Raw genomic sequence first — 15,822 nt, 5'->3', positions numbered from 1 at the left:
AAATTTCGTGACGCAAATCCTATTAATAAGCCCCGTGAGTAACGGACTTTGAAGGATGTCACACTTCTGTCCTTTATGAATGGAAACCGGTTTCCATATGTTATCCAATCAGCCCCGCAATAACTTTTTACATTTATAGGATGGTTGTCGATGTTCAAGATTATGCTGTGCTGCTCTGCCGGGATGTCCACCAGCCTGCTGGTGAGGAAAATGGTCGAGGCAGCAGAAGAACGCGGTCTACCTGTGAAAATTGATGCGTACGGCGTGTCCGAATTTGATACGCAGTTTCCGCAATACCAGGTCGTGCTTCTCGGACCCCAAGTGAAATACATGTTAAAGACACTCGCAGACAAGGCTGCTACGCAAGGTATTCCGGTACAAGCCATCGATATGATGGACTACGGAATGCAGCGTGGTGATAAGGTTCTGGACTACGCTCTGTCGCTCATCGAAGCGGCACACTAAGAAGGTGTTCTCATGAGTTCGTTATATCAATCCATGGTTGCGGTGATCGAGCAGTCCATCACCCCGCTGGCGGCCAAACTGGGTCAGCAAAAGTACGTGATTGCGATCCGTGACGGCTTTACCGCCGCCCTGCCGTTTATGATCATCGGCTCGTTTATGCTGGTGTTCATCTTCCCGCCGTTCTCCGCGGATACGACCAACAGCTTTGCACGCGGCTGGCTTGATTTCTCCCAGACCTACCGCGAACAGCTGATGCTGCCGTTTAACCTCAGCATGGGCGTAATGACCTTCTTTATCTCGGTGGGCATTGGTGCAAGCCTGGGCCGCCAGTTTAATCTCGATCCGGTGATGTCAGGCCTGCTGGCGTTTATGGCGTTCCTGCTGGTCGCCGCCCCGTATGCCGACGGCAAAATCTCCACGCAGTACATGTCCGGCCAGGGCATTTTCACCGCGTTGATTACCGCTATCTACTCCACCCGCGTTTATGCGTGGCTGAAGGAAAACAAAGTAACAATCCGTCTGCCGAAAGAAGTCCCAACCGGCGTGGCGCGCTCCTTTGAAATCCTGATCCCTGTGATGGTCGTTATCGGTACGCTGCACCCGCTGAACCTGTTCATCGAAGCGCAGACCGGCATGATTATCCCGCAGGCGATTATGCACCTGCTGGAGCCGCTGGTTTCTGCATCGGATTCCCTGCCAGCCATTCTGCTTTCCGTCCTGCTGTGCCAGATCTTCTGGTTCGCGGGTATCCACGGCTCGCTGATTGTCACCGGTATTATGAACCCGTTCTGGATGGCGAATCTGTCGGCAAACCAGGCTGCACTGGCGGCTGGCACGGCGCTTCCACACGTTTATCTGCAAGGTTTCTGGGATCACTATCTGCTGATCGGTGGCGTGGGCTCGACTCTGCCGCTGGCGTTCCTGCTACTGCGTAGCCGTGTGGCGCACCTGCGCACTATCGGCAAAATGGGTGTGGTGCCAAGCTTCTTTAACATCAACGAACCGATTCTGTTCGGCGCACCGATCATCATGAACCCAATGCTGTTCCTCCCGTTCGTGTTCGTGCCGTTGATTAACGCCTGCCTGGCGTATGGCGCAACTAAACTCGGCTGGATCGCACAAGTTGTATCTCTGACGCCATGGACTACGCCTGCCCCAATCGGCGCATCGTGGGCCGCCAACTGGGCGTTTAGTCCGGTCGTGATGTGCGTTATTTGTATGGTGATGTCAGCAATCATGTATCTGCCGTTCCTGCGTGCTTACGAGCGTTCTTTGATGAAAAACGAAGAACAAAAAGCCCAGGCAACCGTGGGTGCAGCTGAACCAGCCAGTAATTAAGTCAAAGAGGAAGCATCATGAAATATTCATTTCCCGATAACTTTTGGTGGGGTAGCGCAAGCTCCGCGTTGCAGACCGAAGGGGACCGCCCAAGCGACGGAAAGGGACTGACCACCTGGGATCACTGGTTCGGCCGCGAGCCAAACCGTTTTCACCAGGGCGTGGGGCCGCAGGATACCTCAACGTTCTGTCAGAACTGGAAAGCGGATATTCAGCTGTTGAAGCAGCTGAACCATAACAGCTTTCGCACCTCGATTAGCTGGGCGCGTCTGATTCCAGACGGTGTCGGTGAAGTGAATCCGCAGGCGGTAGACTTCTACAATCAGGTGTTCGACGAGCTGCTTGAACAGGGCATTACGCCGTTCATCACCCTGTTCCACTTCGATATGCCGATGGCGATGCAGGAGATTGGCGGCTGGGAAAACCGTGACGTCGTGGCTGCGTATTCCCGCTACGCGCAGATTTGCTTTGAGCTGTTTGGCGATCGCGTGCTGCACTGGTTTACCTTCAACGAGCCGATTGTGCCGGTAGAAGGCGGTTATCTTTACGACTTCCATTATCCGAACGTGGTTGATTTCCGTCGTGCGGCGACCGTCGCGTACAACACGGTGCTGGCTCATGCACAGGCGGTTCGCGCCTTCCGCGCCGGGCATTATCCCGGTGAAATTGGCATCGTGCTGAACCTGACGCCGTCGTATCCGCGGTCGCAAAACCCGCAGGATGTGAAAGCCGCGCACTACGCGGACCTGATGTTCAACCGCAGCTTCCTCGATCCGGTTCTGCGCGGCGAATATCCGGCCGATTTGGTCGCGCTGTTGAAGTCCTACGATCAGCTTCCTGCCTGTCAGCCTGACGACAGCGCGGTGATTGCGGAAGGCACCATCGATTTGCTGGGCATCAACTACTATCAGCCGCGTCGCGTGAAATGTCGTGACAGCGCGGTGAATCCTAAGGCGCCGTTTATGCCGGAGTGGTTCTTTGATAATTACGAAATGCCAGGCCGTAAAATGAATCCGTACCGTGGCTGGGAAATCTACGAGCCGGGTATTTACGATATTCTCGTTAATCTGCGCGAAAATTACGGCAACCCACGCTGCTTCATTTCTGAAAATGGTATGGGTGTCGAAAACGAGCAGCGTTTTATTGAAAACGGTCAAATTAACGATCAGTATCGTATCGACTTTATTTCCGAACATCTTAAATGGGTACATAAAGGCATTAGCGAAGGCAGTAATTGTCTTGGTTACCATATGTGGACATTTATTGATAACTGGTCATGGTGTAATGCGTATAAAAACCGCTACGGCTTTATTCAGCTGGATCTGGCGACGCAGAAACGCACCATTAAGAAAAGTGGAGAATGGTTTGCTGCCACGTCTCTGAATAATAGTTTTGATAAAGAGTAATGAATGATGATCGCATTAGAAGAAGCCGTAATGGAAATTATCGTCAATGCGGGTCAGTCGCGCAGCCTGTGCTTTGAAGCACTGCACGCTGCGCGTCAGGGCAATCTTGACGAAGCGAAGAGTCTGCTGCGCGAGGCCGATGGCTACGCGCGCCAGGCGCACCATATGCAAACCAAGCTCATCGAACAGGACGCGGGCGAAGCCCGTCAGCCGATGACTTTAATTATGGTGCATGCCCAGGATCATTTAATGAACTCGCTGCTGGCCCGTGAATTATCCGAAGAGATTATTCACCTGTATCAGCGTTAATAATTAAATATCAGTGATGGAGAAATCGTTACGATAATACTGTAGACCCTCTGTACCTATAAAATATCGACCCCCCTTATTTTGGTGATAGCGACAATTTATGTCAGTCCAGAATGGGACGGTTATTGTCTGAATAAAATTTAAATATATTGAGATGACAATGAAAATTATTAAAAAACTTCCATTAACAATGGCGGTTATCGCCGCGCTTTGCCCAATTTCTGTACTTGCGCAGGATTTCACACAAGAGCAAATCGACGCCATTGTGGCCAAAGCGGTGGATAAAGCCCTGGCAGATCGTCAGGCAAAAATGGACGCTGCCGTCGCCAAAAAAGTCGACGTTGTGACGGAGCCGCAAAGCGCGGCGCAATCACCGGATATGGCGATTCCCTTTGGCGTTAAATTTACCGGTTATGCCCGCTACGGCGCGCACTTCCAGGCTGCCGACCAGAAATACGTCGCCGTCGACGGTTCCTATAATGGCGGCTCCGCGATTGGTCGTCTGGGTAACGAAGGCAACGGCGGTGAATTCCAGCTCTCAAAAGCCTTCAAAGGCGAGAACGGCGCGATCTGGGACATCAACGTCATGATCGACCACTGGGGTGACGAAGTTAACCTCAAAAAAGCCTACGCTGGCGTGACCAATATTATGGCATCCAACCCGAACGCCTATTTCTGGGCCGGTCGTGATTTCCACCAGCGTCCGCAACAGGGCATCAACGATTACTTCTGGATGAACCACGACGGCCAGGGCGCCGGGGTGAAGAACTTCGACATCGGCGGCGTGCAGTTTGACGTCGCAACGGTCGCCGCCGTTGAATCCTGTAATCCGGAAATTGAAAACGATGGCTCTAACCCATCGCGCATTTCCTGTACCGGCGGTTCCGGCACGGGCGATAAAGGCAACTATGCGGCAACCTCCAAAATTCACGGCATGAAAGTTGGTCCGTTGGATCTGGAACTGTACGCCAACTACGGCTTTGACTCGAAAGCCATCGAAAGCGATGAACGCCTGAACGCCTGGCAGGGCGGCGTGGTGCTGAGCCACACCAACGACAGCGGCGTGAACAAAGTGATCGCCCGTTACTCTGATAACTCAGACAACAGCGTGTTCAACAAAACCGAAGACTTGACCACGGTATACGCTAGCTTCGAAGGGTTGTATAAATTCACCCAGGCTACACAGGTGGAGTACATCCTGGCCTTCCACGACTATGACAATAGCCGCGACAACACCGACAACCGCAAAAACTACAACGCGATTGTGCGTCCAATGCACTGGTGGAACGACGTTCACTCTACCTGGCTGGAAGCAGGCTGGCAGCATGTTGACTATGACAACGGCGGCGATAACAAAGGCTGGAAGCTGACGCTTTCCCAGAACATGTCTATCGCAATGGGACCGGAATTCCGTCCGATGCTGCGCTTCTACGTGACCGGCGGCAAGGTGGATAACGAGCGTACCGCGCGCGTAAATGGCACCAAAGACGAAACGCTCGACGATTTCAACGTCGGCGCGATGTGGGAAGCCTGGTTCTAAGCAAGGCAAAAGCAAAACGGCAGCCAGACGGCTGCCGTTTTTGGTGTCCGCCCCCTCTCCCCGTGGGAGAGGGCTGGGGTGAGGGCATCAGGTTACGCCGATGTCCGCCCGCGCCTTCTCGAATCCATCGAAATCAGCACGACCGACGAAACAATCAAGAACGTCCCCAGCCAGTCCGGCAACGAAAACGCCACGCCTAGTAGCATTACGGAAAGCAGCGCGCTGCTGAGCGGTTCGGCGCAGCTCAAAATACTCGCTTTAGGTCCGCCGATCATCTGCGCCCCTTTCAGATACAGGCTGAATGTCAGCGCCGTGCCGATCACCACCAGATAGAAAAACGCCAGCAGCAGGCTGCCATCGATCACAAACGTGGTTCCGCGCCCGGCGTAGAACGGTGTAAGCATCAGCCCTGCGAGCAGCATACTCCAGCCGACAATCGGCAGCGTGCCGTAACGGGCAATCAGCGTGGAGGGATAGGTGGTGTAAAACGCGGCGGCAAAGGCCGAAGCGATACCCCACGCAAGCGCGGCCGGAGAAATGGTGAGCGACGTCGGATCGCCGTGCGTGACCAGCAGGAATGTGCCGATAAGCGACGTCATAATCGCCGCGAAGACAAATATCCCAGGACGCTTTTTACGCACCAGCGCGAACCACGCCACGATAATGGTTGGCGATAAAAATTGCAGCACGGTGGCGGTGGCGGCGTTGGATTTCTCAATCGTCACCAGGAAAGTGAGCTGCACGACCAGCGCGCCGAAAAGCGAAAAAATCAGCAGGCTAAGGGCGTCTTTGCGATTTTTGATGACCGAGAAAATTTTGTCGCCGTGGACGAAGGATAATGTCAGCAGAATCACGCCGGTGAACAGCAGGCGGATCATAGTTAAATACGGCGAGGAGATCTGGCTTTTCTCCATGATGTACTGCGCGCAAACCCCTGAACTCCCCCATAAAACGGCGGCGATCAGGACGTTTAGCATCCCTTTTCTTGTGGAACCCATGTTCTCCCCTGCGATGTATTGGTCTCTTTTTCGGTCAACAGCATAGCATGGGATTTTACCTGATGCGGTGCGGTCTGAAGCCCTCACCCCGGTCTGTACCCCCATGGGGAGAGGGAGAAAATGCGTCACTCACTCCGCCACGAGAGATAACGTGCATGATTTCCTCTCCCTATTGGAGAGGGTTAGGGGAACCTACTTCGCCTTTACTTTTCCTGCCACCAGCAGCGCGGTGAGCAGCATCAGCGTGCCGGACAGCACCAGCGGCGACGTCAGGCCTAAATTATCCAACGCGTAACCGCCTACTGCGGCACCACAGGTATTCGCCAACTGAATGACAGCCACCTGGATAGATCCGGCTTTTTCTGCCTGATCGGCGAGAGAGCGGGTGATCCACGTTGACCAGCCAACCGGCACCAGCGCGAAGGCAAAGCCCCAGATAATCGCAATCGCAGACGCCACCCACTTATCGCTGCCCCAGAAAATCAGCACGGCGGCGCTTATCGCCAGCACCAGCGGTGCGCCTGCCAGCGCCACTTTCAGCGAGCGTTTCAGGAACTGTGCCGACAGTGACGTACCGACAAAACTGGCGATACCAAAGCTCAACAGCACCAGAGTCAGGCCGTCGACGTCAAAGCCCGAAAGCGTGGTGAAAATCGGACGAATATAGGTGAAGAACGCAAACTGCCCGGCAAAGGCCATAAAGATGGCGGTCATCCCCGCCAGTACGCCAGGGCGTTTGAGCAGGCTAAACATATTCTCTTTGTGGTGCGCAGGCTCACCTGGCAGCGACGGCAGCGCTTTCCACACCCAGAAAATACACAACACGCCCATCACCGCTGCACCGTTAAACACATTGCGCCAGCCAATGATTCCGCCGAGGAAACTGCCCAGCGGCGCGGCGATCACCAGCGCGATTGAGACTGCGCCGAAGATAACGGACAGCGCTTTTGGCACTTTGCGCGCCGGCACCAGGCGCATCGTCAGCGACGCCGACATCGCCCAGAATCCGCCTAATCCCAACCCCAGGCAGGCTCGCCCCAACAGCAGCAGGGTAAAGTTATTGGCAAACGACACCAGCACGCAGGAGAGTGTTAACAGCACTGCGAACAAAATGACCACTTTGCGGCGATCGACAGTCCCGATGACCTGGGTGATAAACAGGCTAGCGAACATTGCAACAAATGCCGTGACGGTAACGGACTGACCGGCCACGCCTTCGGAAATCCCCAGATCCTGCGCCATCGGTGTGAGCAGGCTAACCGGCAGAAATTCCACGGTAATCAGGCAGGCGACGCAAAACGCCACGGAAAAAACCGCCGACCAGTTCGGGCGCGAGACCTCTTTGGTATGCGGTGTGGGCGTTGATGGAGTGTGTTCTGTCATGGCGTTACCTGATGATAAACGTGCGGAAAAGTCGCACAGTTTAGCATCAAAAGTGTGACCAATTTAACGTTTTGACAACTTTTGTGGTTTTGCCAGGCGGTGCGATCAGCCCATTTTGATGCCGATACGCTGCCCGACAAGACGGATAGCGCTTGCGTGCATCCGATGAAATCAGTGCAAAAAGAACACGCCCTCTTCCGGCAGGAACAATTGGTTGTAGCGCAGCTGGAAAGCGTTCAGCTCATGCGCTTCCGGCTCCATTTCGCGCATAAAACCGAGCGCCAGGCGAATTTGTGCGTCGGTTATTGGCGCGGCCAGACGCGCTTTGCGCAGCAATCGATGCCAGGTTTGCAGATTATCTTCGCTGCCATCAACGATGCAGACCTGCCAGATCAGCAAGACCTGCGCGGCGTTTTGCAGATGGGCCTCATCCGGACGCTCAAGATAGCGGATAAACTCATTGCCTGCGGTTTTACCAAACTGGTCAATCATCGATTCCAGCGGCACCGGCGTGATACCCAGACGTTCAGTTAAACGTTTGATGGCGCGGCGGGAATCGGACGTCAGGATGCGAAACCCAACGATAAACACCACTGCGAGGGTGGCCAGCATTATCCAGACCATGCGTTCTCCTTAATTTTAGCCGCTCATGATATCGGGAAACGCGCGGAGTCAACAGCGGACGACACGATAATAGTGAACTGGAAAAATTGGAAAGGTGTCGAAAACAGAAACGGCAGGCTTGAAGAGCGACGCTCTGGTCAATAGGCATAAAAAAGCCCGGCGGTCAGCCGGGCAACGCATTACTGCATACTCAAGCCATTTTCAGGCGCTGGATACGTTTCTCGCGGCGGATTTTGCGCTCTTCCAGTACGGCGACCATCGCCATCAGGCAGATACAGGCAATCGCGGCGGCGTCCAGCGCGGCGAAGGTGCCCGCCCAGCCGGTCAGACCGAAAATCGGGGTGCCGTCGGCAATCATTCCCAGGCCTAATTTTGCGAAACTGTCGCCGATCAAATAGGCGAAGGTGCCTTTAATCCCATCGGCTGCGCCGATCGCTTTTTTCGGCACAAATCCGACGGCCGCGACGCCAATCAACAGCTGCGGGCCAAACACCAGGAAGCCAAGCGCAAACAACGACGCCAGATACACATATTGATTGCTGGCGTGCTGATAAACACCGAGCGTGGCGATGATCAGTGCCAACGCAACACACGCTACCAGCGCGCGGCGACCGTTCGCCAGATCCGACAGCCAGCCCCACAGCAGCGTGCCAACCAGCGCACCCACTTCAAACAGGGTAAAGCCCTGAATCGCCACCTCTTTCGACAGTTTTAGCTCCTGGAAGGCATACACGGTAGACCACTGATCGATACCGATGCGTACCACGTACAGGAAGATATTGGAGAAACACAGCAGCCAGATGACTTTGTTTTTCAGCACATACTCCACGAAGATCTGCCATTTGGTCATCGACTCATCTTCGGCTTCTTTGTCTTCTTCGCTTAGCTCTTCGTCAAACAGCTCTTCCGCTTTGCCCAGGCCATAGGATTCCGGGGAGTCGCTGCCGTAGCGCAGGCCGATAAAGCCCACAATCAGCGCGATAATCGACGGGAAGATAAACATACCAATGACGTGACCGTCGAACAGGACGTTTGCGCCGAACAGCGCCACGCCTGCTGCACCCGCCCCGCCGAGGTTGTGGGAGATATTCCACATGCCGAGGTAAGACCCACGCTTGCGGCGCGGCGTCCATTTGGTGATGGTCGAATAGCTGCACGACCCGCCGGTACTCTGGAAGAATCCGCTCAGGGCGTAGAAGGCGATCATCATAAACAGGCTGACCGAGCCGGTGCCCATGCTGGCGCTAAAGCCGAGCATACAAATGGCAGAGAGGATCAGCATAAACGGCAGGAACTGTTTGGTATTTTTGCCGTCCGCGTAATAGGACACCACCGTTTTGCCTACGCCGTAGGTGATGGAAAAGCCCAGACCGATCATCCCCAGCTGCGTCATGCTCAGCCCGTAAGTGGTGATCATGTCGTTCTGTGCGATGTTGAAGTTTTTGCGGATCAGATACATGGTCAGGTAGCCGATAAAGACCACCAGATAGGACTGCATGAACGGCTTAAACCACATCTTGCGCCGCACATCGAGCGGCAGATCCAGGGTCGGCTTGCGCACCTGATTGAGGAAGGCCAGCATGGGTATCTCCTGAGCTGATTTTTTGTCCTGCGAATGGCTGGCATTGTAAAAATCAGCGGAGAGACTCGCCTGAGACAGCGTCCAGGCGAAACCGAGAAAATTTCTTAGTTTTGCCCCGGTTGGGGTGAAAAGGTGAGGCGCATCACGCTTCGCTCACCGCGCGCGGGGCTTGAGCATTCAAAAAGGGCAGCAACAAGAGGGCAGAAATCCCCGCCGCGATGGCGATGACCGCAAAGAAACCGCTCCAGTGCCAGACGTCGATCACCCGCGCCAGCGGCCAGCCAGAAAGCGACGCGCCCAGATAGGCAAACAGGCCGACAAAACCCGTTGCCGCGCCCGCCGCCTCTTTGTGAGAACACTCTGCAGCCGCCATACCGATCAGCATTTGCGGGCCGAACACGAAGAAACCGGTGGTGAAGAAACACGCCGCCTGCATCACATAGCTGGCGAACGGCATCAGCCATAGCGACCCCACGGAGAGCAGGATCCCGGCGGCAAAAATCAGGTTCATCGGGCCACGATTGCCATTGAACAGTTTGTCCGACCCCCAGCCTGCGACCAGCGCGCCGATAAAACCGCCCAGCTCAAACATCGTCACCGCCGAGTTGGCCGTCACCAGATCCACGCCCAGCGTCTCGGACATGTACAAATTGCCCCAATCGTTGATCGCCGCACGCACCACGTACACCAGCACGTAGCACAGCGATAACAGCCAAATGTACGGATTCAACAGTACGTATTTGGTGAGGATCTCTTTGCGGGTGAGTCCTGCCCCCTCCTGCTGCTGGGCGATTTCCATTTCGTCATGCCGCCAGTCGCCCACCTCCGGCAGACCGACGGTTTGCGGCCTGTCGCGCAGACGCCAGCAGAGGAACAGCCCGGCGAGAATCGCCAGCCCGCCCGCAATCATCATCCCGGTCCGCCAGCCATAGTGCAGCGCTGTCGCACCAACCACCATCGGGATCAGCGCCCCGCCGACGTTATGCGCCGTATTCCAGATGGCCCACCAGCCGCCGCGCTCGTTGCGTGAATACCAGGTGGTCAGCAGACGGGCGCACACCGGCGCGCCCCATCCCTGGAAAAAGGCGTTCAGCGCCCACAGCAACGCAAACGCCCACAGCGACGTCGAAAAGCCGAACAGGATATTCACCACGCCGGTGGCAATCAGCCCAAGACCCATAAAATAGCGGGCGTTGGAGCGGTCGCTGACGATGCCGGAGAAAAACTTCGACAGCCCATAAGTGATGTAAAACAGCGTTGCCAGCAGGCCGATATCGGTGCGCGTCATCACGCCGCTGGCGAGAATTTCCGGCGCGGCGGCGTTAAAGCTTTTGCGGGTGAAATAGAACAGCGCGTAGCCCAGCCAGATGGTCATCAAAATATGGCGTCGCCAGTAGCGATAGCGCGCGTCGATTTCCGCTTTATCGGCCATCGGCGCGGCGTTTGCAGGCGTTTTTAGGAAGGTAAACATCATCGGTCCTTAGGCAACGCGTCGCGGCAAACTGACGCTGACGCGCGTGCCGTGGGTGCATGAAATCGCCAGCGTGCCGCCGAGCGCCGTCACGCGCTCGCGCATCCCCGCCAGGCCAAAGCCCTGCTGGCCTGACCCTGGCGGCAAGCCGCAGCCATCGTCTTCGATAAGCAGCATTAGCCGCTCATCCTGTTGCCAGCCCTTCAGCGTCACCGCGCGGGCGTTGGCGTGCTTAACGATATTATTCAGCCCTTCCTGACAGACGCGGAACAGCGTGACGCGCTGGCCTTCGCTCAGGGTTGATTCGTCAATGTGCCACTCGAGATGGCTGACGATACCGCGACTTTCCAGCTCCATCTCACGCATCAGAGAACGCACCGCCTGTTCAAGCGTGAGGTCGTCGAGCTGGCGCGGACGTAAACGCCCAAGCAAACGGCGCACCGAATCGTACACCCCGAGCGAAAGCTGTTCGATATGCGCCCCGCTCTGGATCACGCCGCCGTTTTCCGGCGCAAGGCGCTGAACAATCCCTGCCTGGGTGCGAATGGCGGTAATTGTCTGGCCGATATCGTCGTGCAGTTCGCGCGCCACTTCCTGCCGCACGCTCTCTTCGGTTTCGACCAGCCGTTCTGCCAGACGTCGGTTGCGTGCCAGCTCGTTTTGCAATGACTGATTGAGTTCACGCAGGCGCTGAATACCCGCGCCCAGCAGCAGCCCGGTCAGGCTTTGTGCCAATAGCGAGAGCAATAAATCGACGGGATGATCGTGCCAGGTCTGGCTGGCAATCAGGGCGATAGCGTTCATCAGCGTGGCGATAAGCGCCCCTTGCCAGCCGTAGTGCCACGCCAGCGCAATAATCGGCAACGCCAGACAAAACGGCGTAAAGCGCGAAAGTTCAGCGGGCAGGCCGAGCTGTAGCCAGAGGCTGACCACAAACAGCAGCAGATACCAGATCAGATGCCGGGCGCGCCAGTTCACCGGCTGGGAAACCAGCGCAGGGCCGAGCGGCTGCCAGACGGTGCTGGTGAGATAGTGCCAAATCACGAGGCAAGTGGGCGCGAGCGTCAACCCTCCGGTGAGCGTCAGCAGCAAAGCGTTGAGCATGTCTTGCTGGCCTAACCACGGCAGTGACTGCAGGAGCGCGGCGGCAATCAGCGCCGCGCCCTGACCGAGCAACGTGCGCCAGTCACGCTGGTGGCGATAGCGCGAGATCAGCGCCACGGGCAGGAGCGTCAACACGCCGCCGAGAATCAGCAAAGGCAGGTGCGCCAGCGCCACTTCCTGTGCGAGCCAGAACAGCATTAACCATTCCGCGCCCAGCAACACGGGCCAGTAACTGCGCGGGCATTGCAGCATCAGCCCGAGGCGCAGGCCAAACGGGAACAGCAACACGGCCAGTTCGGGCCGTTCGACCAGATGCAGGCTGATGCTCCACAGGCAAAACCAGGCGGCAGAGAAGATAAAGAAGCTTGCGACACCGGAGACCAGTCGCGAGAAAAACGGATTCATTGCCAGCCGTCAAACATGCGGCGCGCCAGTTCAACGTCATTGCTCACGTCGAGTTTCTCCATCAGGTTGGCGCGGTGGACGTGAACGGTTTTGGGTGATAACCCCAGCTCGACGGCGATTTCTTTCACCGCCATTCCCTGCGCCAGTTTTTCTGCCACCTGTCGCTCGCGTTTCGTCAGCGGGTCCTGACGCCCTGCCGCAAGCTTAATGGCGATCTCCGGGGTGAGATAGCAGCCGCCCGCCGAAACGGTGCGCACCGCAGAAATCAGTTCATCGGGGCTACAGCGTTTAGACAGAAACCCGCGCGCGCCCGCGTTAAGCGCCTGTTCCACCAGCGCCGGGCTGTCGTGCACCGAGAGCATAATGGTCGACAGACCTTTTGGCAGTTGGCTGAGCAAGTCCAGTCCGGAAAGGTCCGGCATCGAGATATCACAAATACAGACCTGCACACCGCGCCCCGGCAGACCCACCAGCGCGTCGCGGCCCGAACCGAATTCGGCGACGACCTGAAAATCCGGCTCCAGGCTCAGAAGCTGGGCAAAACCGGAGCGGACGATAAGGTGATCGTCGATGAGGGCGATGGTGGTCATGTTGCTGTCCTGGCGGGTTAAAAAACGCGCTTACCATAACGGTATGCGCGTCATCCTTCAAGCTGCCTCAGCGATGGCGACGTCTGCTCACCCCAGTCACTGACCTGAGCCAGCTCCCGGGTATCCGCGCATTTGCCGCCTTGAGGCAACGTGAATGACTTTGCGTATTAGCGCGTAACCATTCCGGCGATGAGCCGCTTATTCAAAGAACACTGAAATTTTGTTGAACATCGTGGGATCGGACTGGTTGCGCACCACTTTGGTCACGTCTTCCAGCTTATCGATCTGGGCCATCATCTGTTCGAGGCGCTGATCGTCATTCACTAACAGCCAGATGCGGCTGTGTTCGCTGCCCTGAATTGGCAAGCAGAGAATGCCTTCGACGTTAAACGCACGGCGGGCAAACAGCCCGCAGACGTGAGTCATGACGCCAGGGTGGTTGCGGACGGTGAGTTCCAGAATGACGTTATCATGTTGTTTCTGCATGGTTTATTCCCCCACCATTTCAGTATTGGCCGCACCTGGCGGGACCATCGGATAGACTTTTTGCTGTGGATCGATACGCACGTGGATCAGCGCCGGTCCTGGGCGCGAAATCGCGTCCTGCAACGCCGCGTGCGGATCGGCTTCCTCGTTCAAATCGCAGGCGTGCAGACCAAAGCCCGCGGCGATCTGCATAAAGTTGATCATCCCAGGATAGGTCGCAGCAAACACCCCCTGCGTGTAGAACAGGCTCTGCTGCTGATGCACTAAACCCAGCGCCTCGTTGTTCATCAGAATGATTTTTACATCCAGCTGATTTTCAGCCGCCGTCGCCATTTCCTGAATGTTCATCATCAGGCTGCCGTCGCCGGAGAAGCAAATCACTTTGCGATCCGGATTGGCCAGCGCCGCGCCGACCGCAGCAGGCAAACCAAAGCCCATCGTCCCCAGCCCGCCGGACGTCAGCCACTGGCGCGGACGGTTCAGCGGATAGGCCTGCGCGGTCCACATCTGGTGCTGACCGACGTCGGTGGTGATGATAGCGCTGTCGTCAACGCAGGCGGCCACGGCGTTGATCAGCCCGTAATGGCTCAGCGGATCGCCTTCGGTTGGGATCGCGCTCGGGAATTCACGTTGCAGATCGGCCACCAGCTGGCGCCATTCTGCATGTTCATTCGCATGCGTTTGCGGAATTAATTGCGCCAGAACTTCGGCGACATCGCCTTGAATCGCCACGTGCGGCTGCTTGATTTTACCGAGTTCAGAGCGATCGATATCGACATGAATAATTTTGGCGTTCGGGCAGAACTGCGCGGTTTTACCAATCGCCCGGTCATCAAAACGTGCACCGAGAACAATCAGCAAATCAGACTCTTGCAAAATATAGTTAGTGCTGCGCGCGCCGTGCATCCCCAGCATGCCCAACGACAGCGGGTGCGCTTTTGGCAACATCCCGAGCGCCATTAAGGTCATGGTGGTTGGCAGATGGGCTTTTTCAGCAAATTCACGTACGGCTTCAGAAGCGTCGATTGCTCCACCGCCCAAATACAACACCGGGCGTTTGGCGGCGTTAATCATCGCTGCCGCGTCACGTACGCTGTCGGCGCTAAATTCTGGCGCGGGTGCACGGTCGCCCGGCTCCGGGAAAACGTCGATATCGATTTCAGCGGTTTGCACATCCTTAGGAATGTCTATCCACACCGGGCCTGGGCGGCCGGATTGTGCGATACGAAACGCATCGCTAATAACCTGCGGTAATTCGGCGATATCGCGAACTAAATAGTTATGTTTGGTGATGGGGATAGAGATGCCGTAGGTGTCGACTTCCTGGAACGCATCGGTACCGATCATCGAAGAAGGGACCTGACCTGTAATACAAATCAACGGGATGGAGTCGAGGCGCGCATCGGCGATAGCAGTGACCAGGTTGGTCGCGCCCGGTCCGCTACAGGCCATGCAGACTGCCGGCTTGCCCTGGGTTCGCGCCATTCCTTGCGCGATAAAACCTGCGCCCTGTTCGTGACGCGCCAGTACATGGCGGATTTGCGTGCTTTGGCTTAACGCGTCATACAGCGGCAGAACGGTACCGCCAGGGATTCCAGAAACGATGGAAATGCCCTGTCGTTCCAGTAAATGAACGATTAATTGCGCGCCAGTGAAACGCGTCTTGGTTGTTGTCTTGCCCGAACTTGTCATGCTCCAGTCCTTTTCTTCTGAGCCGACTTTACGCGTCGTCGTTCACGTTGCAGATGTGTTGGCTGCGTTCACTCACGCCGGTCACGTACCTGTGTACGCTCCCGAAGATTTGCTCACTTGCCGCCTTCCTGCAACCCGAACGACTTAGCGTTTCCGGGGGGCGTTTAAAACTAAAAACCCCGCCCGGTTTGCGCCGGCGGGGTTTTGGATTCGTGTGTTGATCCAGTCCCTACGGCGCATTGCCGACGACCACCACCACACGCACGACGACCACTGCGGCTGGTAGCGCAGTTTTTAGTAGGGTCGACGTCATCATGGAAGTTGTCATTTAGGACCTGTGTTTGGAATCATTGATGGAATTTATACAACCACAGGTTCCTGAGCGTGACAATGGAAATATTTTCATCTGGTCAAAAATGCTTCAGGGAT

The 15,822-nt window shown here is 56.1% G+C and carries 15 protein-coding genes; 5 read left to right on the top strand and 10 right to left on the bottom strand.

The features are described from left to right. The first annotated feature begins 150 nt into the window (after positions 1–150). The 5 genes from I6L74_RS08810 (at position 151) to I6L74_RS08790 (ending at position 5,058) form a co-directional block, all read left to right on the top strand. Entirely contained in the window at positions 151–465 is a 315-nt protein-coding gene (locus tag I6L74_RS08810) for a PTS sugar transporter subunit IIB (RefSeq protein WP_011915306.1), read from the top strand. A gap of 12 nt (positions 466–477) precedes the next feature. After that, entirely contained in the window at positions 478–1,803 is a 1,326-nt protein-coding gene (locus I6L74_RS08805; RefSeq protein ID WP_059180628.1) for a PTS sugar transporter subunit IIC, read from the top strand. A 17-nt stretch (positions 1,804–1,820) separates the two neighbouring features. Then, the gene (locus I6L74_RS08800; protein WP_059180629.1) at positions 1,821–3,209 is read left to right on the top strand and encodes a glycoside hydrolase family 1 protein; all 1,389 of its coding nucleotides are present in this window, start codon (positions 1,821–1,823) and stop codon (positions 3,207–3,209) included. 6 nt (positions 3,210–3,215) lie between these two features. Next, the gene (locus I6L74_RS08795; protein WP_072241990.1) at positions 3,216–3,518 is read left to right on the top strand and encodes a PTS lactose/cellobiose transporter subunit IIA; all 303 of its coding nucleotides are present in this window, start codon (positions 3,216–3,218) and stop codon (positions 3,516–3,518) included. A 160-nt stretch (positions 3,519–3,678) separates the two neighbouring features. After that, entirely contained in the window at positions 3,679–5,058 is a 1,380-nt protein-coding gene (locus tag I6L74_RS08790) for a carbohydrate porin (protein ID WP_059180630.1), read from the top strand. A 92-nt stretch (positions 5,059–5,150) separates the two neighbouring features. Here I6L74_RS08790 and I6L74_RS08785 read toward each other — a convergent pair whose 3' ends face one another. The 10 genes from I6L74_RS08785 to ivbL all read right to left on the bottom strand — a co-directional run bounded on the left by I6L74_RS08785 (position 5,151) and on the right by ivbL (position 15,721). Then, positions 5,151–6,056, bottom strand: a complete 906-nt coding sequence (locus I6L74_RS08785) for a DMT family transporter (RefSeq protein ID WP_059180631.1) — start codon at positions 6,054–6,056, stop codon at positions 5,151–5,153. 192 nt (positions 6,057–6,248) lie between these two features. Then, entirely contained in the window at positions 6,249–7,439 is a 1,191-nt protein-coding gene (gene nepI, locus I6L74_RS08780; RefSeq protein ID WP_059180632.1) for a purine ribonucleoside efflux pump NepI, read from the bottom strand. Positions 7,440–7,610: 171 nt separating this feature from the next. After that, on the bottom strand, positions 7,611–8,063 hold the full coding sequence (locus I6L74_RS08775; RefSeq protein ID WP_059180633.1) for a DUF1198 domain-containing protein: 453 nt from the start codon (positions 8,061–8,063) through the stop codon (positions 7,611–7,613). A gap of 190 nt (positions 8,064–8,253) precedes the next feature. Next, positions 8,254–9,645, bottom strand: coding sequence for a hexose-6-phosphate:phosphate antiporter UhpT (gene uhpT / locus I6L74_RS08770; RefSeq protein ID WP_059180634.1), 1,392 nt, complete (start codon positions 9,643–9,645; stop codon positions 8,254–8,256). A gap of 142 nt (positions 9,646–9,787) precedes the next feature. After that, entirely contained in the window at positions 9,788–11,116 is a 1,329-nt protein-coding gene (locus tag I6L74_RS08765) for an MFS transporter (protein WP_059180635.1), read from the bottom strand. 9 nt (positions 11,117–11,125) lie between these two features. After that, positions 11,126–12,625 carry a signal transduction histidine-protein kinase/phosphatase UhpB gene (gene uhpB / locus I6L74_RS08760; RefSeq protein WP_059180636.1) on the bottom strand — a complete coding sequence of 500 codons (1,500 nt, stop codon included), beginning with the start codon at positions 12,623–12,625 and terminating at the stop codon, positions 11,126–11,128. After that, positions 12,622–13,215, bottom strand: a complete 594-nt coding sequence (uhpA, locus tag I6L74_RS08755) for a response regulator transcription factor UhpA (RefSeq protein WP_059180637.1) — start codon at positions 13,213–13,215, stop codon at positions 12,622–12,624. Before uhpA ends, uhpB begins: the two co-directional genes overlap by 4 nt. A gap of 198 nt (positions 13,216–13,413) precedes the next feature. Then, on the bottom strand, positions 13,414–13,701 hold the full coding sequence (ilvN, locus tag I6L74_RS08750; protein WP_059180638.1) for an acetolactate synthase small subunit: 288 nt from the start codon (positions 13,699–13,701) through the stop codon (positions 13,414–13,416). A 3-nt stretch (positions 13,702–13,704) separates the two neighbouring features. Continuing rightward, entirely contained in the window at positions 13,705–15,393 is a 1,689-nt protein-coding gene (gene ilvB / locus I6L74_RS08745; RefSeq protein WP_059180639.1) for an acetolactate synthase large subunit, read from the bottom strand. Between the two features lie 229 nt (positions 15,394–15,622). Continuing rightward, positions 15,623–15,721, bottom strand: coding sequence for an ilvB operon leader peptide IvbL (ivbL, locus tag I6L74_RS08740; RefSeq protein WP_072241986.1), 99 nt, complete (start codon positions 15,719–15,721; stop codon positions 15,623–15,625). Positions 15,722–15,822: the final 101 nt, after the last annotated feature.

It is taken from the genome of Lelliottia amnigena (assembly GCF_019047465.1).
Lineage (GTDB): Bacteria > Pseudomonadota > Gammaproteobacteria > Enterobacterales > Enterobacteriaceae > Enterobacter > Enterobacter amnigenus.
This window is presented reverse-complemented; position numbering and strand designations above follow the sequence as displayed.

What these genes read in the sequence shown, in the direction of transcription:
- I6L74_RS08765 (WP_059180635.1), bottom strand. Translation starts at nt 11,116, where the DNA reads ATGTTTACCTTCCTAAAAACGCCTGCAAACGCCGCGCCGATGGCCGAT.
- ilvB (WP_059180639.1), bottom strand. Translation starts at nt 15,393, where the DNA reads ATGACAAGTTCGGGCAAGACAACAACCAAGACGCGTTTCACTGGCGCG.
- ilvN (WP_059180638.1), bottom strand. Translation starts at nt 13,701, where the DNA reads ATGCAGAAACAACATGATAACGTCATTCTGGAACTCACCGTCCGCAAC.
- uhpT (WP_059180634.1), bottom strand. Translation starts at nt 9,645, where the DNA reads ATGCTGGCCTTCCTCAATCAGGTGCGCAAGCCGACCCTGGATCTGCCG.
- I6L74_RS08775 (WP_059180633.1), bottom strand. Translation starts at nt 8,063, where the DNA reads ATGGTCTGGATAATGCTGGCCACCCTCGCAGTGGTGTTTATCGTTGGG.
- I6L74_RS08795 (WP_072241990.1), top strand. Translation starts at nt 3,216, where the DNA reads ATGATCGCATTAGAAGAAGCCGTAATGGAAATTATCGTCAATGCGGGT.
- I6L74_RS08805 (WP_059180628.1), top strand. Translation starts at nt 478, where the DNA reads ATGAGTTCGTTATATCAATCCATGGTTGCGGTGATCGAGCAGTCCATC.
- nepI (WP_059180632.1), bottom strand. Translation starts at nt 7,439, where the DNA reads ATGACAGAACACACTCCATCAACGCCCACACCGCATACCAAAGAGGTC.
- I6L74_RS08790 (WP_059180630.1), top strand. Translation starts at nt 3,679, where the DNA reads ATGAAAATTATTAAAAAACTTCCATTAACAATGGCGGTTATCGCCGCG.
- I6L74_RS08800 (WP_059180629.1), top strand. Translation starts at nt 1,821, where the DNA reads ATGAAATATTCATTTCCCGATAACTTTTGGTGGGGTAGCGCAAGCTCC.
- uhpB (WP_059180636.1), bottom strand. Translation starts at nt 12,625, where the DNA reads ATGAATCCGTTTTTCTCGCGACTGGTCTCCGGTGTCGCAAGCTTCTTT.
- I6L74_RS08785 (WP_059180631.1), bottom strand. Translation starts at nt 6,056, where the DNA reads ATGGGTTCCACAAGAAAAGGGATGCTAAACGTCCTGATCGCCGCCGTT.
- uhpA (WP_059180637.1), bottom strand. Translation starts at nt 13,215, where the DNA reads ATGACCACCATCGCCCTCATCGACGATCACCTTATCGTCCGCTCCGGT.
- I6L74_RS08810 (WP_011915306.1), top strand. Translation starts at nt 151, where the DNA reads ATGTTCAAGATTATGCTGTGCTGCTCTGCCGGGATGTCCACCAGCCTG.
- ivbL (WP_072241986.1), bottom strand. Translation starts at nt 15,721, where the DNA reads ATGACAACTTCCATGATGACGTCGACCCTACTAAAAACTGCGCTACCA.